The sequence below is a fragment of the Brachybacterium sp. B718/18 genome, from assembly GCF_055454375.1.
On the sequence record NZ_JBVDDO010000001.1, the window covers coordinates 76,326 to 95,752 of the forward strand.

Annotated in this window: 29 protein-coding genes; 7 read left to right on the top strand and 22 right to left on the bottom strand. The window is 69.1% G+C overall.

Annotation, left to right across the window (positions count from 1 at the left end; translation table 11 throughout):
- Window position 1: 1 nt before the first annotated feature.
- The 3 genes from ACZCAH_RS00375 to ACZCAH_RS00385 all read right to left on the bottom strand — a co-directional run bounded on the left by ACZCAH_RS00375 (window position 2) and on the right by ACZCAH_RS00385 (window position 2,405).
- Window positions 2–1,594 (bottom strand): hypothetical protein, encoded by a 1,593-nt coding sequence (locus tag ACZCAH_RS00375; protein WP_464339204.1) that lies wholly within the window; start codon window positions 1,592–1,594, stop codon window positions 2–4.
- A complete protein-coding gene (locus ACZCAH_RS00380) occupies window positions 1,515–1,943 on the bottom strand; it encodes a hypothetical protein (RefSeq protein WP_464339205.1) in 429 nt (142 codons plus the stop codon). Before ACZCAH_RS00380 ends, ACZCAH_RS00375 begins: the two co-directional genes overlap by 80 nt.
- 156 nt (window positions 1,944–2,099) lie before the next feature.
- Entirely contained in the window at window positions 2,100–2,405 is a 306-nt protein-coding gene (locus ACZCAH_RS00385) for an HNH endonuclease (RefSeq protein WP_464339206.1), read from the bottom strand.
- A gap of 45 nt (window positions 2,406–2,450) precedes the next feature.
- On the opposite strand from ACZCAH_RS00385, the gene ACZCAH_RS00390 reads away from it, so the two are divergent.
- Complete coding sequence (locus ACZCAH_RS00390) at window positions 2,451–2,759, top strand: hypothetical protein (RefSeq protein ID WP_464339207.1); 309 nt, start codon at window positions 2,451–2,453, stop codon at window positions 2,757–2,759.
- 228 nt (window positions 2,760–2,987) lie between these two features.
- Here ACZCAH_RS00390 and ACZCAH_RS00395 read toward each other — a convergent pair whose 3' ends face one another.
- The 19 genes from ACZCAH_RS00395 to ACZCAH_RS00485 all read right to left on the bottom strand — a co-directional run bounded on the left by ACZCAH_RS00395 (window position 2,988) and on the right by ACZCAH_RS00485 (window position 13,757).
- On the bottom strand, window positions 2,988–3,263 hold the full coding sequence (locus ACZCAH_RS00395; RefSeq protein ID WP_464339208.1) for a hypothetical protein: 276 nt from the start codon (window positions 3,261–3,263) through the stop codon (window positions 2,988–2,990).
- Entirely contained in the window at window positions 3,260–3,934 is a 675-nt protein-coding gene (locus ACZCAH_RS00400) for a hypothetical protein (RefSeq protein ID WP_464339209.1), read from the bottom strand. Before ACZCAH_RS00400 ends, ACZCAH_RS00395 begins: the two co-directional genes overlap by 4 nt.
- A complete protein-coding gene (locus ACZCAH_RS00405; protein WP_464339210.1) occupies window positions 3,931–4,140 on the bottom strand; it encodes a hypothetical protein in 210 nt (69 codons plus the stop codon). Before ACZCAH_RS00405 ends, ACZCAH_RS00400 begins: the two co-directional genes overlap by 4 nt.
- Window positions 4,137–4,631 (bottom strand): hypothetical protein, encoded by a 495-nt coding sequence (locus tag ACZCAH_RS00410; RefSeq protein WP_464339211.1) that lies wholly within the window; start codon window positions 4,629–4,631, stop codon window positions 4,137–4,139. The genes ACZCAH_RS00405 and ACZCAH_RS00410 overlap by 4 nt, the downstream gene beginning before the upstream one ends.
- Window positions 4,628–6,262 carry a DEAD/DEAH box helicase gene (locus ACZCAH_RS00415; RefSeq protein ID WP_464339212.1) on the bottom strand — a complete coding sequence of 545 codons (1,635 nt, stop codon included), beginning with the start codon at window positions 6,260–6,262 and terminating at the stop codon, window positions 4,628–4,630. The genes ACZCAH_RS00410 and ACZCAH_RS00415 overlap by 4 nt, the downstream gene beginning before the upstream one ends.
- Before the next feature lie 32 nt (window positions 6,263–6,294).
- Window positions 6,295–6,591, bottom strand: a complete 297-nt coding sequence (locus ACZCAH_RS00420; protein ID WP_464339213.1) for a hypothetical protein — start codon at window positions 6,589–6,591, stop codon at window positions 6,295–6,297.
- A complete protein-coding gene (locus ACZCAH_RS00425; protein ID WP_464339214.1) occupies window positions 6,588–9,083 on the bottom strand; it encodes a phage/plasmid primase, P4 family in 2,496 nt (831 codons plus the stop codon). The genes ACZCAH_RS00420 and ACZCAH_RS00425 overlap by 4 nt, the downstream gene beginning before the upstream one ends.
- Window positions 9,080–9,286: a hypothetical protein gene (locus ACZCAH_RS00430; protein ID WP_464339215.1), complete on the bottom strand. Its 207-nt coding sequence runs from the start codon at window positions 9,284–9,286 to the stop codon at window positions 9,080–9,082. Before ACZCAH_RS00430 ends, ACZCAH_RS00425 begins: the two co-directional genes overlap by 4 nt.
- Window positions 9,283–9,885, bottom strand: coding sequence for a hypothetical protein (locus ACZCAH_RS00435; protein ID WP_464339216.1), 603 nt, complete (start codon window positions 9,883–9,885; stop codon window positions 9,283–9,285). The genes ACZCAH_RS00430 and ACZCAH_RS00435 overlap by 4 nt, the downstream gene beginning before the upstream one ends.
- Before the next feature lie 23 nt (window positions 9,886–9,908).
- The gene (locus tag ACZCAH_RS00440; protein ID WP_464339217.1) at window positions 9,909–10,370 is read right to left on the bottom strand and encodes a hypothetical protein; all 462 of its coding nucleotides are present in this window, start codon (window positions 10,368–10,370) and stop codon (window positions 9,909–9,911) included.
- Window positions 10,367–10,573 carry a hypothetical protein gene (locus ACZCAH_RS00445; protein ID WP_464339218.1) on the bottom strand — a complete coding sequence of 69 codons (207 nt, stop codon included), beginning with the start codon at window positions 10,571–10,573 and terminating at the stop codon, window positions 10,367–10,369. The genes ACZCAH_RS00440 and ACZCAH_RS00445 overlap by 4 nt, the downstream gene beginning before the upstream one ends.
- Window positions 10,570–10,692, bottom strand: a complete 123-nt coding sequence (locus tag ACZCAH_RS00450; protein ID WP_464339219.1) for a hypothetical protein — start codon at window positions 10,690–10,692, stop codon at window positions 10,570–10,572. The genes ACZCAH_RS00445 and ACZCAH_RS00450 overlap by 4 nt, the downstream gene beginning before the upstream one ends.
- A gap of 103 nt (window positions 10,693–10,795) precedes the next feature.
- Entirely contained in the window at window positions 10,796–11,485 is a 690-nt protein-coding gene (locus ACZCAH_RS00455; RefSeq protein ID WP_464339220.1) for a hypothetical protein, read from the bottom strand.
- A 17-nt stretch (window positions 11,486–11,502) separates the two neighbouring features.
- A complete protein-coding gene (locus ACZCAH_RS00460) occupies window positions 11,503–12,300 on the bottom strand; it encodes a hypothetical protein (protein ID WP_464339221.1) in 798 nt (265 codons plus the stop codon).
- The gene (locus ACZCAH_RS00465) at window positions 12,297–12,629 is read right to left on the bottom strand and encodes a hypothetical protein (RefSeq protein WP_464339222.1); all 333 of its coding nucleotides are present in this window, start codon (window positions 12,627–12,629) and stop codon (window positions 12,297–12,299) included. Before ACZCAH_RS00465 ends, ACZCAH_RS00460 begins: the two co-directional genes overlap by 4 nt.
- Window positions 12,610–12,777: a hypothetical protein gene (locus tag ACZCAH_RS00470; RefSeq protein WP_464339223.1), complete on the bottom strand. Its 168-nt coding sequence runs from the start codon at window positions 12,775–12,777 to the stop codon at window positions 12,610–12,612. Before ACZCAH_RS00470 ends, ACZCAH_RS00465 begins: the two co-directional genes overlap by 20 nt.
- Window positions 12,774–13,037 carry a hypothetical protein gene (locus ACZCAH_RS00475; RefSeq protein ID WP_464339224.1) on the bottom strand — a complete coding sequence of 88 codons (264 nt, stop codon included), beginning with the start codon at window positions 13,035–13,037 and terminating at the stop codon, window positions 12,774–12,776. The genes ACZCAH_RS00470 and ACZCAH_RS00475 overlap by 4 nt, the downstream gene beginning before the upstream one ends.
- Window positions 13,038–13,221: 184 nt before the next feature.
- A complete protein-coding gene (locus ACZCAH_RS00480; protein ID WP_464339225.1) occupies window positions 13,222–13,476 on the bottom strand; it encodes a hypothetical protein in 255 nt (84 codons plus the stop codon).
- The gene (locus tag ACZCAH_RS00485; RefSeq protein WP_464339226.1) at window positions 13,473–13,757 is read right to left on the bottom strand and encodes a hypothetical protein; all 285 of its coding nucleotides are present in this window, start codon (window positions 13,755–13,757) and stop codon (window positions 13,473–13,475) included. The genes ACZCAH_RS00480 and ACZCAH_RS00485 overlap by 4 nt, the downstream gene beginning before the upstream one ends.
- Window positions 13,758–13,955: 198 nt before the next feature.
- On the opposite strand from ACZCAH_RS00485, the gene ACZCAH_RS00490 reads away from it, so the two are divergent.
- The 6 genes from ACZCAH_RS00490 (at window position 13,956) to ACZCAH_RS00515 (ending at window position 19,426) form a co-directional block, all read left to right on the top strand.
- The gene (locus ACZCAH_RS00490) at window positions 13,956–14,678 is read left to right on the top strand and encodes a helix-turn-helix domain-containing protein (protein ID WP_464339227.1); all 723 of its coding nucleotides are present in this window, start codon (window positions 13,956–13,958) and stop codon (window positions 14,676–14,678) included.
- A complete protein-coding gene (locus ACZCAH_RS00495) occupies window positions 14,675–15,844 on the top strand; it encodes a hypothetical protein (RefSeq protein ID WP_464339228.1) in 1,170 nt (389 codons plus the stop codon). Before ACZCAH_RS00490 ends, ACZCAH_RS00495 begins: the two co-directional genes overlap by 4 nt.
- A 53-nt stretch (window positions 15,845–15,897) precedes the next feature.
- Complete coding sequence (locus ACZCAH_RS00500) at window positions 15,898–17,001, top strand: hypothetical protein (RefSeq protein ID WP_464339229.1); 1,104 nt, start codon at window positions 15,898–15,900, stop codon at window positions 16,999–17,001.
- Window positions 16,949–17,455, top strand: a complete 507-nt coding sequence (locus ACZCAH_RS00505) for a hypothetical protein (protein ID WP_464339230.1) — start codon at window positions 16,949–16,951, stop codon at window positions 17,453–17,455. Before ACZCAH_RS00500 ends, ACZCAH_RS00505 begins: the two co-directional genes overlap by 53 nt.
- A gap of 38 nt (window positions 17,456–17,493) precedes the next feature.
- On the top strand, window positions 17,494–17,877 hold the full coding sequence (locus ACZCAH_RS00510) for an ImmA/IrrE family metallo-endopeptidase (RefSeq protein WP_464339231.1): 384 nt from the start codon (window positions 17,494–17,496) through the stop codon (window positions 17,875–17,877).
- Between the two features lie 130 nt (window positions 17,878–18,007).
- Window positions 18,008–19,426 (top strand): recombinase family protein, encoded by a 1,419-nt coding sequence (locus ACZCAH_RS00515; protein WP_464339232.1) that lies wholly within the window; start codon window positions 18,008–18,010, stop codon window positions 19,424–19,426.
- The last annotated feature ends 1 nt before the right edge of the window (window position 19,427 follow it).

Genomic DNA, 19,427 nt, shown 5'->3' on the forward strand with positions numbered 1-19,427 from the left:
TTCAGAAGCGCGCCGAGAGCACGTCGATGTCGTCGCGGCCGACCACGGACTCGGAGGCCAGGACGCGGGGCGCCGCGGCGGACGTCCGCTGCTGCTGGGACTCGGTCTTCTTCAGACCCCAGATCGCCAAAGACATCGCCTGCACCGCGGAGGACGGCACCATCGGGTCGCCCTGATCCCAGGTCTTCAGGTTCTGTGGCTTGTTCATCACCCGCGGCACCGCCGCAGCGAGCGCATCGTCCAGCTCCGGCTGCGGCGGATGCGCGACCACACCGCCGTTGACGTACTCGATCGTCATGTCGAACGCCGCCGCGACCTCGCTCATGTGCATCCCGATGTACCGGACCCCAGCGCGCGTCAGGTCCGAGGTGACCGTCGCGGCGTTCTTCTCATCCAGCACCACCAGGCGCGCGGACAGCTCGGTCCGGAGCTCCTTCAAACGCCCCGCGAGCCACAGCGTGCCCGCGTTCGTCGCGAGATGCTGGACCAGGATCCTCCCGTCGTCGAGGCGCTGCGCCCCGCAGATCGACGAATACCCGCCACCGCGCCCGATCGACACGGCGAGCGCCACGCGACGGGTCAGCCAGGTGCTGACCTCGAACTCGTACCAGCGATCCATGTCGACGTCGCTGTTGGACTGCTCGGCGGCCTCGTCACGGTTCGGCCAGATCGACAGGCGCTCACGCCCGAACGCGTCCCTGCCCGGGGTCGTATCCCGGTCGTGCTGATCCTGGATCGTGTCCCACTGGATCCGATGCGGAGCAGCAGGGTTCGCCTGCGCCCACACCCCCGGGTCAGCCTTGTCGATCCCCGGCGCGATCTCGGGATCATCAGACCCTTCCGGCGTCCACTCCATCCAGCCAGTCGACGACGCGGTACCGGACCGTCCACGATCCCGAACGCCTTCGAACACCTCCGAGTCGTTCACGCCCTCCTCGGGCACCGTCCCCGTGAACAGCTCCTGCCGGTTCGGCACGGCCGACTGGGTGTAGGTGAGGGCGTTGTGAGCCGCCTGCGACTCCTCCTGCGCCTCGTCCTGCACGATCACGTCACCGGAGAAGCCACGGCCCGAGTTCTTCGAGCGCGCCACGAACCGGATCCGGTCGCCGAGCTTCTGCCCCTTCCGAGGCTTCAGCACGATGCCCTCGCGCCCGTTCGCCGTGTAGATGCCCCGCTCCGCGACCATCCGCATGAGCTGCGGCTGGGACTCGATCACGGACTTCAGCCGCTCGAACCCATCGATCGCGGTCTTCATCTCGTGCGCCGTGTGCAGGATCGTCTTGCGCCGGCCATCGGAGCGAGGGAACAGGAACAGGTGTGCGAGGTCGTACGCGACGAGGATCTCGCCCTTGCCGTTCTGGCGCGACACCAGCAGACCGAACTCCGTCGACGCCCACTGCCCCGCCTCATCGACCGCGAATAGCCCGTCGATCACGTACGCCTGCCAGTCGTCGAGCCGCACCCCGCACGCCGCGGCGAACGCCGTGACCTTCGGGCCGTACGTGCCGACCGCTTCAGGCGTGCTTTCGATCCTCGGCCGCTGGGAACCGGACAAGCCCCGTCGGACCGGAGAGGAACTCACCCAGAGCACCACCCTCCGTCTCGCTCTCGTCACCGAGATCGCCGAGTGCCGCGAGCGTCTCCCGACGCTCCTTCGCCAGCGCCGGCATCTTCCCCGGATCGTTCTCCGCCGCCCACTCGATCGCGCCCCGCAGAAGCTCCACCTGCCAGCGCAGCTCCTCCGCGACACCGCCGGGCCCCGCCTTTACGCGGGCCGGAGCCTGCGGAACCGGCACTGGAATCTCCGGCACCCGCTCCGCCGCGCGGCGCCGCGACTGGTTCACCCGCTTCGCCTCCAGACAGGCGCCGCACGGCTCCTCACCGCGCCGCAGATGCCGTTTGTACGCCGCGACAGTCCCGCACGGCTGCAGCTCACGAGGCACCCCAGCACCTCCTTCGCATGGGACCCCGCGGGTCATGTGTCCCTCGTGGGACACGCACCGACACCTCGGAGAGAGAAGAGCCAGGTCCGACCGGGAGCGAGGCAGCGGCCCCCGTCACGATGATCACGACGGGGGAGGGGTCGGCATCACTGCAGGTCACAGGCTCGCAGGTGGTGGGGTCGCGGGGACCAGCACCGGCGTGGGCACGTCACCCTTGCGGGCGTTGCACCCCCGGCACCGTGCCTCGAGCTGCTGGCCGATCAGCCGGCCTCCGTTGTTGAGCGCGAGCGGATGGTCAGCGGTGAAGCCTCGAGCGGACTGCGGCCGCCCCCAGTCGAAGGGCCTGCCGCAGCCGGGGCACGGCCAGCCGTTCGCCTTGTAGCGAGCTGCGAGTGCGGCCTGTGCTCGTCGGTAGGCGCGGTGCCCGCGTCCGTTCCGGATCGCCTCGGTGGAGGAGCTCATGAGCTCACCTCCCGGGCTGTCGGCGGTCCGGCTTACGATGCGGCCATGGAAGCTAAGGGCAGGACCGGGAAGGTCGAGTTCGATGGGCGTGCACTGCACGTCCACCACATGACGGGCGGTACGAAGATGATCCCGCTGAAGCAGGTCGGTGCGGTGTCGCTGCGCGAGCCGACGCTGTTCGGCGGCATGGGTGTGTGGTCCGTGTCGGTCGCGGGCGAGGTGCAGTCCTCGAAGTTCCGGACGTCGTTCGGGAACGCGAAGGACGAGAACTCTGTCGTCGTCGCGAACAAGAAGCAGTACGCGGCGTTCAAGGAGCTGACGGATGCGGTGAACGCGGCGATCCTCGACCTCTGAAGTCGGGGATGGTGGTGCGGCGCCGGCCCGGCAGGTTGTCTCTCCTGCAGGGCCGGCGCCGTTGCGCTGCGCGAGGTTCCCCGTGGAGGATCGATGTGGTCTTCCTTCGCGCGCGTCCCGCGAGCACCGTCCGCCATGGGGTGCGTCGAGCGGGGGCATAGGGGAAGCCCCCGGTCACCAGTGTGGTGGTCGGGGGCTTCGGGGTATGGCGAGTACGGGGTTAGTGTCTCACGACTCTCGACTGGATTCAACGACGCGCTGATCGATGTCGTCGCTGATGTGGATCAGGGTCTCGGCGGGTGTGGCGGGGGTGCCTCGGAGCTCTGCGATCTGGTCCTCGAGGATCGCGATGGCCCGCATCATGTCGTCGGCGAGCTCGGTGATCTCGATGGCGGTGGCGTCGGGGCCACTGGTCTGGATCAGGCGGTGGCTGAGCTGATACGCAACGGGGTTCCGCTGGGGGTCGAAGTGGCCGGACTCGAGGTAGGTGGGGTCGAGGCTCATGCGGTTCTCCTGGCGTCGATGATGTCGCCGGCACGGTACCGGCCGGGGGCGGTCTCGCTGATCTTTCCACGGTGCCGCCATGTCGTGAGGGTGGATGGGTTGATCCCGAGATGGGTGAGGTCGCGGCGGGTGAGCTCATGCTCGGGATGCTGCTCGAGCGCCTCCCACAGCTGCTCCTCGGTGATCGCCTCCTCGAGAGGGGTGGAGTCGTGGCGGTCGTCGACCTCGGGAGGGCATAGGGCGCGCAACCGGCCGTGCACGGCCTCGAGGTCATCCCGCCATGCCGGGGCCCACTGGGATTCGAGGATCCACGGGGTCTGGTCCCTCAGGTACCGGAGGGCTTCGGCGAAGCGGAGCCGGGCGGGCGGGACCTGGTCGTGGTCGTCGTAGATGGTGTGAGCCCACTCGACGATCGTCTGCGCGGGGTGAGGTGTGTCGTCGCCGTAGGTGGCGTCGGATGCCCAGGGGCCGGTGAGGACGAGGACGTCCCCGCCGGGGAGCGGCGGCTCCGTGCTGCTGGCGGGGCCAGCGAGATCCATGGCGTACCCGGAGATGGTGAGCATCGTGTCGGGGATCTCGGCGAGCAACTCGGCGATCTCGTCGAGCCGGTTCCGCCACCGGTTGATGGTGTTCAGTTGCTCGAAGTCGTCGAGGCTGTGGTCGATGCTCATCGTGCGGCCTTCTTCCGTGCGGCGGGGACGAGCCAGATCGTGCGGCCGCGCTCGCGGCGGAGCTGGAGTCCGGGGCCGTAGCGGCGGGTGAGGAGCTCGGTCATCTCCCGCACCACGGAGGGAGTCGTCGTGTTGATCGACGCGATGGGTCGCCCGTCGGTAGGGAGCAGCGGGGCGGCGTACGGGCTGCGGCTGGTGGTGGTCATCGGGTCAGCTCCTGGGTGGTCGAGTCGGTGGGGATCGGGTCGCCGAAGCCGCTCGAGCGGAGCTGGGCGAGGAGGGAGTCGAGGGTCATGCGGACGGTCACGTCGGGGCCGGCCTGTAGCTCGGCGGTGAGCTCGGCCGGGTAGGCGCGCCACTGCGCGAGCCACGACGCGCGCACGTACGCCCACCAAAGGTGTGCCCGGTTGGCGCCGACGCCGTTCCGCTTCGTGATGAGCGCGCCGGCGAGCGCTCGGGCGTTGGCGAGCTCCCGCTCGGTCTCGACCATCCATGCTTCGATCTGGGCGTCGGATGCGGTCTCGGCGGCCTTCCCGCCCTTGACCTCGAGGTGGACGTAGGGGGCGAGGCGCACGTCGCCGAGGTCTTCGGCGCCGTGGAGGGCGAGCCGTTCAGCGAGGGGGAACCCGAGGGGGATCGCGGCGCGGACGACGGCGCTCTCTGCGCTGGTGCCGATCTGCTTCGGCCGGTTGGTCATGCTGCTGCTCCATTCGTGAGGCGGGTGATGTGGCGGTCGAGGACGAGACCGACGAGGACGTCACGGACAGTCGCCTGCTCCGGCGCGTCAGTGACGGCATGGTCGGAGCCGGGGGTGAGGTGGTCGAGGGTCTGGATGGAGGTGGCGAGGGTGGCGTGGATCTTCGCGTCGAGGGTCCGTTCTGCGATGAGGGTGGTGATCTGGACGGGGGCGGTCTGGCCGATGCGGTGGACGCGGTCCTCGGCCTGCACGACCCCGGCCGGGGTCCAGTCCGTCTCGACGAAGAGCACGTCACTGGAGCGGGTGAGGGTGAGGCCGACGCCGGCGGCGACGATCTGCGCGATGAGCACGTCGATGTCGCCGGCCTGGAAGCGCTGCACGATGTCATCCCGCTCGGCGTGGCTGGTGGCGCCGTGGATGGTGGCGACGCGCATGTGCGGGGCGAGCGCGGCGGAGAGCCCTTCGAGGACGTCGCGGTGGATGCCCCAGACGATGAGGGGCCGGTCGGGCGCGCCGTCGTGGTGGTCGCGGATCCAGTCGATCGCGGGGTCGATCTTCGCGAGGCCGGTGGCGCGGCGCAGCTGGGAGACGTAGCGGCGGTTCTCCGACGCCCACGCCTGCAGCTGCTCCATGTCCATCACGGGGTTGTGGTCGAGGTACTTGGTGACGGCCTTGTCGAGGTCGGCGTGCGCGGCGACGTACTCGTCGTGGGAGGGGGTGATGGTGTGGGTGGTGCGCATCTTGGCGGGGAGGTCGGTGAGGACGTCGGCCTTGGTGCGGCGGGTCCACACGAACGCCTCGAGGAGCGCGTGCAGCTCCGGCAGGCGCTTCTTGATGGGGCGCGGGTTCCCCCACCTGTCCGGGCTGGTGTACCGCTGCTCGAAGGTGCGGCGGGTGCCGCCGGGGAACCAGTGGAGGTGCCCGAGCATGTCGAGGAGCGGCAGCACGTCGAGGGGGGTGGAGATGATCGGGGTGCCGGTGAGCGCGACCGTGCGCGCCGCGGCGGCGGCTAGCTGCTGGGCGGCGCGGGTCCGCTTCGCGGCCGGGTTCTTCATCCGGTGCGCCTCGTCGACGATCAGGAGATCGGGTGTCCAGTCGGCGAGGACTCCGGGGAGGGTGCGGCGGGAGACGAGCATCGCGTCGGAGACGACGACGTAGCCGGCCGCCGGGAGCGACGGGATCTTCTTCGTCGACGGGGTGACGATGAGGAGCTCGGCGCCGTCGGTGTGGTCGAGGTGGCCGGTGCGGGTGATCTCGCGGCCCCAGTTCGCGAGGAGCACCGGCGGGGCGACGACGACGATGCGTTGCGCGCCGAGGAGGACGGCGGCGGCGAGGGCCTGGAGGGTCTTCCCGAGCCCGGGTTCGTCGGCGATGAGGGTGTGACCGTCGCGGGCGGCGCGGATCGCTCCGGTCGCCTGGTAGGGGAACGGGGTCGGGGTGAACCAGGCGGGGAGGGCTAGCAGGGTAGTTGTGGACGAGGAGGACGAGACATATGGTTCGTCGCTTTGCGCGTGCGCGTGCGCACGCGTAGGCGGAATAGGGGATTCCTCGTCCAGATCGCCACCAACTACACTGTTCCGCTGGTGGGGGTGTGTTTTTTGCTGGACGAGGGACCGGTTTTCCTCGTCCATTCCTCGTCCACGCTCGTCCAGAACTACCCTGTTCACGGGGCCTCCCCCGTCCGAGGGGCGATGTCGACGTAGATGATCCGGCCGCCCCGCTGCACCTTCGAGATCCCGGCCTTCTTCACCTGGAGACCGAACTGGGTGCGCGTCACGACCTCCTCGCGGTGCGCCGCAGCCCAGAGCTCGTACGCGGCGCGCAGCACGCTGGCTGGCATCTCAGCGCCTGGCTTCCGGATGGTCTGGGTGGCGAGGAAGTGCTGGAGGAGCGCTTCGGCGTTGTGGGTCCAGCGGCCTTCGAGGAGGGCTTCGCCGTAGCGGGGGACGGGCCGGTTCATCGGTCGCTCCAGTGCTCGGTGGTGGGCTCGGCGTCGGGGTCGGCGTAGAGCATCACGCCCTCGTACTGGCGGGCCCCGTGGATCTTCGTGAGCTTCACGTCGAAGCGGGTGCGGAGCTCGCGGGAGAGGACCTGCGCGGACATGGGCTGCTCGCCGTTGCGGTGGCACCAGTCCTCGTAGTCGGCGCGAACGGTGGCGGCCTTCTCGTGGCCGTTGGTGCCGGTGCGGAGTCGCTCGTCGACGTACTGTCCGAAGGCGTCTTCCTCGCTGGCGTATTCGCGGGTGGCGGCGAGCACGGATTCGGGGTCGCGGATGCCGGCGTCGGTGGCGTCGCGGGCGCCGTCGATGATCCAGGCCAGGATCGCGGGGCCTTCTTCGTCGATGAGCTTCTGGGTGAGGTGCTCGTCGCGTTGGTGGCGGGGGACGACGTTGGCGAAAGGGATCATGCGGAGCCTGCGCCAGAAGGATTCGCCGCCGGTCTGGACGCGGGGCTGCTTGTTGCCCATGAGCCAGAGGTGGTGGGTGGGGGTGAACGTGAAGTGGTCCTGCCGCATGAATCGGGCTGTGAGCGTGTCGCCGCCGGTGAGCTGCTTGACCTTCGCTTCGTCGAAGCGGTCGCGTTCGTTGACCTCGGAGGCGACGACGAAGCGGAGGCCGGAGAGGCGGGCGATCTCGGTCTCGTGTTGCTGCATGCCCTGCATGAGGAACCCGGCGGGGGTGGAGCCGGCGTAGCCGCCGAGGAGGTGCATGACGACGTCGAGCATCGTGGACTTGCCGTTCGCGCCGGCGCCGTGGAGGAAGGGGAGGACGTGGTGGGTGACGGCGCCGGTGATGGAGTAGCCGAGGAGGCGCTGCACGTAGCCGATGAGGTGCTCGTCTTGGCCTTCGAAGGTGCTCTCGAGGAAGTAGGTCCAGAGGCCGGGGGAGGTGTCCCAGTCGGGGGTGATCTGGGTGGTGCGGGTGTGGAGTCGGGTCGGGTCGGAGGGTCCGAGCTGGCCGGTGGTGAGGTTGACGATGCCGCCGGGGGTGTTGAGCTCGTAGGGGTGGGCGTCGAGGTCGTCCCAGGCGACGGTGATGCGGGGGTCGGTCTGGGCTTGGGTGAGGGCGTTGGTGGTGCCGGTGGCGGAGAGGAACCGCTTCTTGAACGCGGTCTCGTCGCGGGAGTCTTCGGGGAGTGCGCGGGCGACGTGCTTGGTGAGCTCTCTGATCTGGCCGCCGGTGCCGGGCTGGAGTTCCCAGGTGTGGCCGGTCCAGTGGAGCCATCGGCCGCGGTCGGGGACGTAGCGGATCTCGTGGCCGTGTTCGGCGACGAGGGAGAGTGCGGCCCAGTCGTCGGTGTGGTCGAGGGTGCGGGTCTCGAAGATGTCGATGTCGTCGACGGGAAGCTGGGCGGGGGTGGTGTGGAGGGCGAGGTTCCCGTAGGCGGCGGGCGCCGTCGGCGTGGCCGGAGTGGGGGTGATGTCGAAGACGGTGGCTTTCGGAGGGAGGGGGTCGCCGTAGCCCTTGGAGGCGAGGTGGCGGACGGCGGCGGAGTGGTCCCCGCCGAACTCGAGCACGGCGAGCGCGCCGAGCTTCGTGTACGGCACCTCGGGTTCGAAGTCGGTGGAGCTGGTGAAGACGTAGAGGCGGTCGCGGTCGTCGGCGTGGCCGGTGGTGGCGGAGACGCCTTCGGAGAGGGTCTTGCCGGGGCGGGTCCAGTGGGTGGTGTGCCCGTCGGTGTGGTGGATCTGCCAGCCGTGCGGGGTGAGGATCTCGGCCCAGGACGTCGCGGCCTCGTAGTCGTCGCCGGGGGTCTTGGAGCCGTCGTCGCGTGCTGCGGCGCGCGCGGTGAGCGACAGGGGCGCCGGTGCGGCGGGCTCCGGTGCGGGGTCGGGTTCGTTGAGGACAGCGGCGATGATGGCGTGGATCTGTCCGCGCTGCTCGGCGGTGAGGACGGGGATGTCGGCGGGGGCGCCTTGGAGGAGGGTCCAGGGGTTCCCTGACGGGTGGACGGTGCCTCCGGTGGGTGGGATGACGGTGTAACCGCCTTCGCCGCGGGTCTCGGCGAGCACCTGCCAGCGGCCGGTGTCGGGGTCACGGCGGCGGGCGATCTTGGTGTTGCCGGGCATGGGGCCGGCGTCGGGTGCGAGGCGGATGTGCCAGTGGATGCCGCCGGAGGGGGAGGCGTGGACCCAGCCGCGCGTCACGGCGTGCCAGAGCTCGAGGAGACCGCGCTGGGCGGCTTCGGTCTCGAGCTGGGGGAGGGCGTGGGCGGCGGCGTGCTCGAGTTCGATCATCTCGATGCGGCCGGACGGGGTGCCGGTGAGCATCCCGATCCCGGCGGCGGGCGCGGTCGTCCACCACTGCTCGACCTGGCCCCTGCTCGGAGGCTGGGTCTGGTAGGGCTTCCAGGCGACGGCGGGCCGCTTCGTGCCGTCGGTCGCGATGGGGATGATGGTGAGGCCCTGGTCGTGGTGGTGGAGGGCTGCGGCCTGGAGGGTGGTGCTGGTCATGGTGTGGGGTCCTCCAGGTGGTCGAAGATGCTGGGCTGCTGGGCGGGGATCGGTGGGTAGGCGGCGGGCTGGACGGTGAGGTCGTGGATGGTGACGATCGCGCCGGGGGTGGAGAGGATGGCGGCCCAGTCGTCGGCCTCGGCACGGGTGTTGGTGGTGATGGTGCGGCGGCCGCGGACCCGGATCTCGTAGCGTCGGCTCACGTGGTGGATCCCAAGAGGTCGAGGAGGTCGAGCTGCACCGGCTCCAGTGCCGGTGCCGGGGCTGGTGCGGGTTCGGTGTCGGGGTCGTCTTCGCCGTGCTCGGCGGTCGTGTAATCCTTGAACGGCTGCCACTGCCCCCAGCCGCCGTCGTAGATGCGGGGGCCGCGGTAGCCGAGGGGCCACGGCACGCGGCCTTCGGGGTAGAGGACGTGCGCGATGTCGCGGAAGCGGGGCCAGTTCTCGGAGAACCACTGCCCGGCGCAGTGCGGCTGCGGGTGAGGGCAGTCAGGGTTCTCGCACGGCTCCGAGCCCGCGAACGACTTCTTGCCGGGCTGGCGGCCGATCTGGTCGTCCCAGCACTGCAGGGCCCGCCAGCGTGCGGTCTGGTCGCCGTCGACGGGCATGTCCGGTTCCTCGCCCCGCTGCTCGTAGTAGGCGAGCTGGTCGGAGAGGGGGTGGAGGTGGGTGCAGGGGTGGATGCCGCGCCCGGACGGTCGGGCTTGGTGGATCGCGTCGGGGTGCGGGTGCTCCGGGGGGACGCCGGGGGTGTTGTCGGGGACGGGCCGGTAGTGGTGCACGGCGCCGTTTGCGTCTGTCATGGGTTCGCGGTCGACGAGGGCCATCAGGCGGCTGCCTCGAGGGTGCGTGCGAGGGTGAGGTTCCCGGCGCGGCGCGCGGCTTTGCTTGCGGAGCGGGCTTGTCGCCAGCCGCACTCGGTGAGGGCGTCCTCGATGGCGGTCCCGGTGTTGAGGAGCTCCTGGAGCCGTTCGAGGCGGGGCTTCGACGCGGCCTGAGCCCGGTGCTGCTCGGGGGAGGGTCGGTCGATCCAGGCGTGGAGGTCGGGGTGGATGTGGCGGGTGATGGCGCGGATCTGGGTGAGGTTGGTGTTGTCGGTGCCTTCGGCGGGGGCGGTGAGGACGTACCAGCGGCGGCCGTGGGGGTCGGTCCAGGTGTAGCCGGTCCACTCGCCGGTGATGGTGATGGTGTCGGGGACGATGGTGTGCAGCTGGTTGAGTGCCTGCCGGTGGAGGCGGGGCTCGGGCAGCGGGGTGTCGATGGGGAAGATGGCGGCGTAGTGGCTCATCGCGGGTCCTCTCTGCGGACGTCGACGATGTCGTGGTGGTCGCGGGGCATCCAGTGCACGACTCCCGGTCCCGCGGTGCGCAGGGTCGCGTGGCGGGTGCCGTTCTCGTGCAGCCACGGGGTGGGATCGGTGGTGGCGGGGGTATTGGTGATCTCGTCGATGGACTCGGTGATCGGGGCGCCGAAGCCGTCGTAGAGGGTCATCGGGTGGGCCTGTTCTGGGTGGCGGCGCGGTGGCCGGCGGCGAGGGTGTCGACGAGGTGCCACTCGCAGAGAGAGTGGAGGGTGGCGGGGCGCCAGCAGTGCAGGTGGGCGCAGAGCATCAGGTCGGTCCTTCCAGGAGTCGGTGGGCGGGGTGGGGTGGTGCCCCGGTGCGGGTCCGGGCCGTGAGCAGTCCTGTGCCTGCGTCACCGAGGCGGGGAGGGGTCAGGCCTGCTGGGTGCGGAGCCAGGCGACGACCTCACCGGTGAGACCGGGGACGGCGGCGGTGATCTGGTCGTCGGTCCAGCCGGCGGCGATCATCTCGGCCGGGTTCGACGGCGCAGCAGCCGCCGGGGCTGCGGGCGCCTGCGCAGCCGGAGCGGCCGGGGCCGGAGCAGCCGGTGCGGGGGCGGTGGGGGCTTGCTGCGCCCCGGCAGCCGCCGCAGGGGCGGGCTGTCCCTGTCCGGGCTGGGTGGCGGGGACGATCTCGTACTCGTACCCGTTCTCCTCGAACGTTGACCCGTTCTTCGACCGCACCGTCTGCTTGCCCTTGAAGGTGACGCGGACGATGGTGCCGGGGGTGATCGCTTCGGACACCTTGGTGTGTCCGGCGGTGCGGACCGCGTCCTCGAAGGCGCGGGACTGGTTCCCCCACGTCTTCACGTACACGGTCCGGTCGCCGGTGTCGTCCGCGTCGGTCTGCAGCTCGGTGGACACCTCGAACTTGATCTGCATCTTCGGCTCACCGTTGGTGAAGTAGTCCAGCTCGGTGGACTTGAACTTCGTGACCTGCTGCGCGAGCGGCGTGGAGATGACGATGCCCTCGCGGGTCTCGCCGGGCGTCATGTCCTTGGTGAAGGTGGGGGAGCCGCCGCCCTGGAAGAGGGCGTCGACGTCGTTGAGCGTTGCGGTCATGGTGTTCTCCTTGGTGTTCATGCGGTGGTGAGCCCGTCCAGGAGGGACGAGGTCTTGGGGGTCTTCCGCTGGTAGTCGGGGAAGCGGGCGCAGTCCCAGCAGTCAGCGGCTCTCGGGAGCTGGGTGATCCAGGCGTCCCGGGTCTCGGTGCTCACCTGCTCGAGGGCGGTGAGGGCGGCGTGGATGGAGTTCGCTCGGTCAAGGACCTGCTCGGCGAGTTGCTCGTCGTACGGCTCGTGCCACCAGAACCCGTCGCGCATGTTCGGGGAGTTGCGGGGCAGGAAGCAGATCGAGACCGTCGAGATGTCGTGCCCGGCGGCGCGCCATCCCTTCGCGTACAGGTGCGCCTGGGCGCGGTACGTGGCGGAGGGGCCGGTCTTGTACTTCCGCAGTGAGGAGGGCCCGATCAGCTTCCAATCCACGGTCATCCCGGCCCACAGGTCGACGAGGTCGGTGGAGCCGGTGATGGGGGTGCCGCCGATGTTGCCGACGGTGACGCGCTGCTCCATCAGGAACCGAGGACGCCCCGTCCGGTTCTCGCGCTCGAAGCGGGTGAAGAGCTCCTCGAGGAGGAGGTGCATGCCGGTGCCGATGGCGGGGAGCCAGGCCCGGTCCTGCGTCTTCTCCCAGCCGGCGAGCTTCGCGGCGAGGCAGTGGACGCAGTCGGCACCGAGCTCGGACGGGCCGATCCGCTTCTGGAGTGAGCGGGGCTGGTGCGCGAGTCCGTGCTCGATGAGGTCCCAGATCTCGGTCGCCGCGTCGCCGGGGGAGAGGGTCACCCCCTCCCCGGCCGGTGTGGTGGCAATGCTGGTCACTTCACGGTCACCGTGGGGGTGCCGTCGATCTTGAACAGGTCGACGGTCGCGGGCGGGAGGGTGTGCTCGAGCTTCTTCCGGTCGAGTGCTAGGGCGTAGAACTCGGGGTGCGCGGCGTGGGGGTACGCGGCTTCGGCGGCCTTCGCGTCGAACTTCTGGGGGACGGTGACCTGGATCGTGTAGTCGCCGGCGGCGTGCTTGCCGGGGCCGAGGTCGGTGAGGATCGCCTTGATCTCGCGCTGGCGTTCGGTGGCGGTGGCGATGGTGTCGGCGAGGGTCGCGTGCTCGGTGGCCAGCTGCTCGAGCTGCTCAGGCGTGAGTGCGGTCATGGTGGTGGTTCTCCTTGGTGATGGCGGTGCGGATCTGGTGGGCCTGCTCGGTGAGCAGGACGGTGATGAAGATGAGCGCGGCGACGATGACGGTGAGCAGGGCGACGCGGACGATGAGGGTCGCGGCGGTGAGCAGGAGCGCGGTCATGCGGCGTCTCGGTTCTCGGTGGGTGGGTGGAGGAGGTTCGGGTTGGCGCGGCGGAACTCGATCCGGGCGTGGAGGATCTCCTTGGAGGGGCCGGTGGGGGTCCAGGCGGCGTTGACGGCGTCGTCGATGCTGGTGCCGTCCCAGCCGAGCAGGGTGCGGTAGGCGAGGGCGAGGGGCTGGGCGGCGTGGAGGATTCGCTGGTCGACGCGGGCGTCGATGCCGTCCTGGACCTGGTCGTGGATCTGCTGGGTGGTGCTCATGCAGGGACCTCCATCGGGGTGCAGATGTCGCAGGGGTATGTGCCTGAGTCGGGGCAGGAGTGGAGCGGAGCGAGGAGGGGCGCGCTCGACGTTTCGAGGTCGCACAGTGCGGGCCGTCCGCGGGAGGGGAGGGGGAGCCCGCAGTAGTCACAGGTGGTGTCACGGGCGGCGTGGCGGCGGCGGGTCATCGGGGCTCCTGCTGAGTGGGGGAGAGGGTGTGGATGGTGTCGGTCCACACGACGGCGAGGGGTGCCTGCCGGTTGAGGGCGTGGCGGGTGCTGGGCCTGCAGGGGCCCCAGAGGCGGGACTTGGTGCGGCCGGTGGCGGCGTCCTTCCCGAAGGGCTCCGGGTCGCGGGAGAGGTCGTACCGGTAGGCGCGGGTGATGGGGGTGCCGTTGCGGGTGCCGCAGGGGATCGCGGTGACGGTGCGGGTTCTCATGCGGCGGCGCTCCGCTTGTAGCCGGGGCGCTCGCGCTTCACCTGGGTGGTGGTGATCTCGAACAGCGATCCTGGGGGAGCGTTGAGGGCGCGCTCGATGGAGCGAGCCCAGTTCGCGCGGATGTACTGCTGCTTGCCGGATCGGAGGTGGCCGATGGTCCCGTGGGAGGCACCGACCTTCTGCGCGAGGGACCGGATGGTCTCGCCTCTGAACTCCATGTAGGTGCGGAGTGCGTCGCGGCTGATGAGGCGGACGTCGGTGCGGGTCTCTTCGATGACCATCGAGACCTCCTCTCTTCAGTGTTTGGTGCGGGTAGCTGGTAGCACAGAAGGTAGGGCACGCTTGACAGTAGTGTCAAGCGCTGGTTGCACAAATCTGGACGTGGAGTGTGTTTCTGCTGGTTACACGGATGTAATCGCTAGACGCTGTGTCTAGACTCCTGCTTGTCTAGCGCTAGTCACAGAACGGACGATCTCGCCATGAGCAAGCAGCTGACGGACTGGGACCTGGCCCTGATCAGGGCGGGGTTCGTGGACCCTCGGAACGAGGAGAAGCCGAGCTACAACCAGCTCGCGCAGGCCGTGGGCGTGCCGCAGTCGACGGTGTCGGCAATCGTGAGCGGACGCTCGCGCAAGCCGAAGCCGGAGAACGTCCAGAAGATCGCGGACGCACTCAGGCTCGATGTCCGGGTCGTCGCCGGGTGGGTGGGGCAGGAGCGCACCGAGCGCACCCGATACACCCCGCCGGCGGAAGCGGACTTGCTCACCGATCGGCAGCGCCGTGCTGTCGACGAGATCATCCGCGCGATCGCCGCGGAGAGAGTGAGTTCGCGCGATGAACCAGCACCAGACCCCGCAGCAGCCGAACCGGCGCCGGTCGGTGACGACCTGGCGGATTCAGCTCAGCAGGATGGCGCAACAAGCAGTGACGCGAGCCGCGCCGCACGCGAACGTCGGGCCCGCTGGGTTAAGGTTCGCGACGCCGTGCATGGGATCGACAACGCCGCACCCGTCGTCGTAGAAGGCCTCGAGGACCTCCCTCAGCCTTCCGTCGGCGAGCAGCCGGATGATGTCGCCGCCGAGGATCTCGAGGCCCGGCCGTGGGAGCAGGACGAGTACCGCCTCGCCGCGAAGCGAGGACGGAATCGCGGCCGCGAGGCCCGACAGCAGCAGGACCACGACGCCGAGGACGATGGGGCGTGAGCGACGACGGGTGTGGCTGCTCCGTCTGGGGCCTGCTGCTCCTCGCCCTCGGCGGGATCATGCTCTTCATCGGCCTGCTCACCGGAGACACAGGCGCTGGGCTGGTCGCCTTCGGCCTCATCGTGAGCGCAGTCGGCACCTTCCTCCTGATCCGACAAGCCGCCGCCCAGCCTGGGCCTCCTGCTCACGACCAATCCGAGCCGAGCTCGGCATCCCACGACACGTCCCTCACGCAGACGCCCAGTAAGCACTCCTCGCCACGTCCCAGCGGGGACGACTACGAACCCTGGCAGCCCGCCACGCGCATGCGACCCGTCGTCGGCGAGTTCTACCGGCAGCAGGCCCACGCACGCCTCGCGCAGCAGCTCGGCCTTCCCGCCGACGGAACCCGCGCCGCCATCGACCTCGCCGTCGACCTCGCCCTCGATCCCGCCAACCCCTACGCCCGGCACGGTGCCGCCATCTCGGTCTGGGCCGAGGGGCAGCACGTCGCATTCATTGCGGACGACGACGTTCCCGACTACGTCCGCCCCCTCGAGCAGCTCCACGCCGACGGCAAGCACCTCACCATCCGCGCCCGGCTCCACACCCACTACGACACGAAGAAGCGCTTGTGGCGGCCGAGCCTCACAATCCAACTGCCGGACCCCCAACAGATCCTGCCGCCGAGTGACCTGCCACCCGGGGCGGTCGAGATCATCCCCGCCGGCCGCGTCATCCAGGTCATCGGCGAGGAGAACCACCTCGACTTCCTCTCCACGATCGTCGACCCCGACGGACCGACCGACAAGGCCGCCACGCTTCGCACCGCCCAGATGGGCACGCGCTCGATCTACAACACGGTGCAGGTGCTCATCGACGGCGAGCCCGTCGGCACGTTCTCCCGCGCCATCGGGGAGCAGACACACGCCCTCGTCAAGCTCATCGAGGATGCCGGCCTCGTGCCCGTGGTCCGCGCGACCGTCGAGGGGAACTCGCTGCACGTCGAGGTAAAGGTCCGCATGCAGCGCTCGGCAGAGTTCTCCGACGCCCGGATCCAGCAACTCCGCCAGATCGCCCGAGAGCGGCGCGCGAACAGCAACCGCCGTGGGGAGCCGTTCGAGTGGGATGACGAAGGCCTCAGCTCACGGCACGATGTGAGCTCCGACCGCGAGAACCGTCAGTAGAAGGACCGTAACGCCGAAGCCGGCGGAGCGTGAAACGCAACGAAGGAGATGCTTTGCCCACGTACCAAATAGTCCCCTACGAAGTAAAAGTTCATGTCAGGGGGAAGGTGAGCGAGACGAGGCCTGTCGATGACCTCGATGGTCAGGGGCTCAAACTGAATGAGTGTGTGCTCGGCATCCTTCATTCCGTGCTCGGTCTCGAGTTGGCATTGGATGAGGACGACATCAGGCGTGCAGCCGTGCTCACAGTCTCGCGCAGCACGCAGGGTATGGGAGTCTCGTGCCTCCTTGAGATTGGTAGTTCGGGCATCCGAAGCACCCTCAGGGGGCGGCCTCGGCGGGGGAGGAGTAGGAGGGAGTTCGATCGGCAGAAGGACGATCGCGAGTGGATACAGCTGAAGGTTCGCTTCTTTTTCAGGCCCGGTCAGCATGCAGGACTCATGCTTGTCGAGAAGGCGTCGTCCGTGACTCCGGCGCCGGCCCTGACGTCGATCCTGCGTCAGAGCTTCCAAGCGGAGCACTCCGACCTCATGCTCAAGATCGCGCCCGCGATGACGCCCGCCGCCGTCCAGAAGATGATCCAGAGTCGTCCTGCCAAGAGCCTCGTCTTCCGGCGCCCAGTCGCTTTGGACACGAGCGGTGCATCGTCAGGCGCCGGCGCCTCCGAGCTCAACTTCGAGTTCCGCGCCTCGCCACGGCGAGGGAGTGTGCTTGACCTGCGGCGGTACTCCAAGAAGAACGGGTTGCTAGGACAGAACAAGCTCATGGGAGTCCTCGCTACCGCCATGGGCGACGGTGCGACAGCGAAGGGGCTCACGAAGGACGGGTGGGTGCCGGCGGTGGAGTTCAAGACCGACTCGGGTGCCACGCGCACAGTGGAGATCCTCAAGGGTGACGACGACTACGCTGTTACGCTATCGTTCCCTCTATCCGAGGCGGGAGCTGGTCTCGACGCGGACGAGCATGAGTTCGTCGCGAGCCTACTCGCGATGCGTGAGGACCTGAAGGGCTACGGCTTCGACGCAGCAACTTCAGACGACCTCCTATCGTCGGGGTCTGATTGGCAACCCGACGAAGACGCCAAGACCTGGAAGGTCGAGTGGGATGACAATCGTAGACACGAGCGCCACCCTAATTCGGGATCAATTTCTTCCTGAAGACCCCGAAACTGGTGGACGCACATTTAATCCCTGGAGCCTCGCAGCGGGCGTGCCAGGAATTGTTCTCGGGATTCTTGTCTTCTTTTTTGGGCCGACGGGTGCGCAGGACTCACATATAGGCTCCTTGCTTACTGCTTCCTCGATTCTGACGGGCATAACCTTTGCGGAGGCGGTGCTTTTTTGGGAGAAGGGCTATGAGGCGCGGCGCGACCCCCGCTTTGCCCTAGATGCGGGCGTGCTTACGCTACTCGATCGACAGAAAGCGCTCTTGGCCTGGGCTGGCTTAATCGGCGTGGTTGCGACAGGTGTGCTCATTGTTATTGCCCTGCTACCGGCCCTGCAAGATCGACATTTCCTGGCGGTAGCCGCCACGTTGGTCGGATACCAGGTAACTTTAGTGGCGCAGAGCGTGATTTACTTCGTAACGAGTTCTCACGTCCTCCGTGCATGACGCCTACTTTGTCGGGGGTCCGCTCTAGCCTCCTGGACATGCGTCCACCGGAGATCATAGATGCGGCCCTGCCCGAGGGGATCCTCGGTTACACCGACGGGGTCTCCCGGATCTGGCTCGACCGCGAGCTCACCGCAGTTGACCGCCGCGTCGTCCTCGACCACGAGCTGATCCACTACGCCCGCGGCCACCGCGGGCACTGCATCGCCGTCGTCGAGCACGGCATCGACCGCGAGGTCGCCACCGGCCTCATCCACCTCGACGACCTCGGCGAGGCGGCCGCCTGGTCCCCGCACGTCGTCGTCATCGCCGAGGAGCTTGACGTTCTGCCCGACACCGTGATCGACCGGCTCCACGCCCTCACCGCTGGCGAGCGCGCCGCGCTGCAGGCCCGGCTCGCCGACGCGCACTGGGTCGCGTGATGGGGGAGCGGGACGAGCCGGTACAGCTCGAGCTCGGTCTCGAGCTGCGGGAGCCGGTGCCGGCGCCGTGGTGGGCTGAGATCATCGAGCACGAGACCGAGGGGAGCCAGGACACGGGATGGTGGGGAGCATGAGCACGGGACGGGGCCGTCGGGAGCGGGCGGTGATCTACAAGCGCCAGTCCACCGCACGCGAGGAGAGCATCTCCCTCGAGCTGCAGGAGACGGCGTGCCGTGACTACGCGGCCCGGCACGGCTACGACGTGGTCGCCGTCGAGGCGGACCCGGGGATCTCCGGGAGGACGTTCGCGCGGCCCGGGGTACAGGCCGTCATGGGCATGGTCGAGCGGGGCGAGGTCGACGTCATCCTGCTGTGGAAGTGGAGCCGGTGGTCCAGGAACCGGCTGGACTGGTACCAGGGCGCGGACAAGGCGCAGCAGGCCGGTGGCCGGATCGAGTCGGCGACTGAGCCGATCGACACCTCCACCTCGATCGGCCGCCTGTCCCGCGGAATGATGATCGAGATCGCTGCATTCGAGTCCGAGCGCGCCGGCGACCAGTGGCGCGAAGCGCACGAGCGCAGAGTGCGCCAGGGCCGTCCGCATCACGGTAAGAACCGGTTCGGGTACACCTACGACCCCGCCCAGCAGCTCCACGTCCCCGACCCCGTCACGGCGCCGATCGTGCGGGACCTCTATCAGCGGTATGTAGACGGGGCGTCGATCTACGCGCTCGTCCAGTGGCTCAACGCCCACGAGATCCCGACCGTGGAGCACGGAGGGAAACGCGGCGCGCCCGCGTGGGCGGAGTCCACCCTCAAGGACATGCTCGACAACGTCTTCCCGACGGGCCGCTTCATCTACCGGGGCCAGGTCGTCGACGGCGCGCACGAGGCGATCGTGCCGCGCGATCTGTGGGAGGCATACCGGATGAAACGTGCGCAGCGGGCAGGCCGGCCGCGCGCGGAAGCATCGCCGTACCTGCTGTCGGGGATCGTGCGCTGCGCGGCGTGCGGGACCGTGCTGACGGGGTCGAAAGCCACGGGCGGGGTCCGGTACTACCGGTGCGCGACAGGGTATACACGCGGCACCCACACGGGCGGGTACATCCGCTGCTCCACGGTCGAGTCGGAGGTGAAGGCTGAGCTGCGTCGTCTCGCGGGCCGCGTGGACCGCGCCGCCCGCGAGGAGCTGAAGAGTGGGGGAGAGGAGCGCGCGGCGGGCCCGTCGATCCCGGCGCTCGAGGCGCGTCGGAAGCGGGCGACGACCGCGATGGCTCGTCTCGCTGTCCAGGCTGCCGAGGGCGTCCCACGGGACGCGATCGACGAGGCGATGGCCGAGCTCGTCGCGAAGCGGGATCGGATCGATGCGGAGATCGCGGAAGCGCGCGCCGCGGTGGCCGCGCCGGCGCCGAGTGGCGAGCAGGTGGTGGCGCTGCTCGAGGACTGGGACGTTCTCCCGGTCGCGCAGCGGCGCGAGATGCTCGCGCGCCTGTTCACGGTGACGGTGGACTTCGCAGGCGACCGCGAGATCAGGGTCCGCAGCCTGTAGC

What these genes read in the sequence shown, in the direction of transcription:
- ACZCAH_RS00385 (WP_464339206.1), bottom strand. Translation starts at nt 2,405, where the DNA reads ATGAGCTCCTCCACCGAGGCGATCCGGAACGGACGCGGGCACCGCGCC.
- ACZCAH_RS00390 (WP_464339207.1), top strand. Translation starts at nt 2,451, where the DNA reads ATGGAAGCTAAGGGCAGGACCGGGAAGGTCGAGTTCGATGGGCGTGCA.
- ACZCAH_RS00395 (WP_464339208.1), bottom strand. Translation starts at nt 3,263, where the DNA reads ATGAGCCTCGACCCCACCTACCTCGAGTCCGGCCACTTCGACCCCCAG.
- ACZCAH_RS00400 (WP_464339209.1), bottom strand. Translation starts at nt 3,934, where the DNA reads ATGAGCATCGACCACAGCCTCGACGACTTCGAGCAACTGAACACCATC.
- ACZCAH_RS00405 (WP_464339210.1), bottom strand. Translation starts at nt 4,140, where the DNA reads ATGACCACCACCAGCCGCAGCCCGTACGCCGCCCCGCTGCTCCCTACC.
- ACZCAH_RS00410 (WP_464339211.1), bottom strand. Translation starts at nt 4,631, where the DNA reads ATGACCAACCGGCCGAAGCAGATCGGCACCAGCGCAGAGAGCGCCGTC.
- ACZCAH_RS00415 (WP_464339212.1), bottom strand. Translation starts at nt 6,262, where the DNA reads ATGGACGAGGAAAACCGGTCCCTCGTCCAGCAAAAAACACACCCCCAC.
- ACZCAH_RS00420 (WP_464339213.1), bottom strand. Translation starts at nt 6,591, where the DNA reads ATGAACCGGCCCGTCCCCCGCTACGGCGAAGCCCTCCTCGAAGGCCGC.
- ACZCAH_RS00425 (WP_464339214.1), bottom strand. Translation starts at nt 9,083, where the DNA reads ATGACCAGCACCACCCTCCAGGCCGCAGCCCTCCACCACCACGACCAG.
- ACZCAH_RS00435 (WP_464339216.1), bottom strand. Translation starts at nt 9,885, where the DNA reads ATGACAGACGCAAACGGCGCCGTGCACCACTACCGGCCCGTCCCCGAC.
- ACZCAH_RS00440 (WP_464339217.1), bottom strand. Translation starts at nt 10,370, where the DNA reads ATGAGCCACTACGCCGCCATCTTCCCCATCGACACCCCGCTGCCCGAG.
- ACZCAH_RS00445 (WP_464339218.1), bottom strand. Translation starts at nt 10,573, where the DNA reads ATGACCCTCTACGACGGCTTCGGCGCCCCGATCACCGAGTCCATCGAC.
- ACZCAH_RS00450 (WP_464339219.1), bottom strand. Translation starts at nt 10,692, where the DNA reads ATGCTCTGCGCCCACCTGCACTGCTGGCGCCCCGCCACCCTCCACTCT.
- ACZCAH_RS00455 (WP_464339220.1), bottom strand. Translation starts at nt 11,485, where the DNA reads ATGACCGCAACGCTCAACGACGTCGACGCCCTCTTCCAGGGCGGCGGC.
- ACZCAH_RS00465 (WP_464339222.1), bottom strand. Translation starts at nt 12,629, where the DNA reads ATGACCGCACTCACGCCTGAGCAGCTCGAGCAGCTGGCCACCGAGCAC.
- ACZCAH_RS00470 (WP_464339223.1), bottom strand. Translation starts at nt 12,777, where the DNA reads ATGACCGCGCTCCTGCTCACCGCCGCGACCCTCATCGTCCGCGTCGCC.
- ACZCAH_RS00475 (WP_464339224.1), bottom strand. Translation starts at nt 13,037, where the DNA reads ATGAGCACCACCCAGCAGATCCACGACCAGGTCCAGGACGGCATCGAC.
- ACZCAH_RS00480 (WP_464339225.1), bottom strand. Translation starts at nt 13,476, where the DNA reads ATGAGAACCCGCACCGTCACCGCGATCCCCTGCGGCACCCGCAACGGC.
- ACZCAH_RS00485 (WP_464339226.1), bottom strand. Translation starts at nt 13,757, where the DNA reads ATGGTCATCGAAGAGACCCGCACCGACGTCCGCCTCATCAGCCGCGAC.
- ACZCAH_RS00490 (WP_464339227.1), top strand. Translation starts at nt 13,956, where the DNA reads ATGAGCAAGCAGCTGACGGACTGGGACCTGGCCCTGATCAGGGCGGGG.
- ACZCAH_RS00505 (WP_464339230.1), top strand. Translation starts at nt 16,949, where the DNA reads ATGACAATCGTAGACACGAGCGCCACCCTAATTCGGGATCAATTTCTT.
- ACZCAH_RS00510 (WP_464339231.1), top strand. Translation starts at nt 17,494, where the DNA reads ATGCGTCCACCGGAGATCATAGATGCGGCCCTGCCCGAGGGGATCCTC.
- ACZCAH_RS00515 (WP_464339232.1), top strand. Translation starts at nt 18,008, where the DNA reads ATGAGCACGGGACGGGGCCGTCGGGAGCGGGCGGTGATCTACAAGCGC.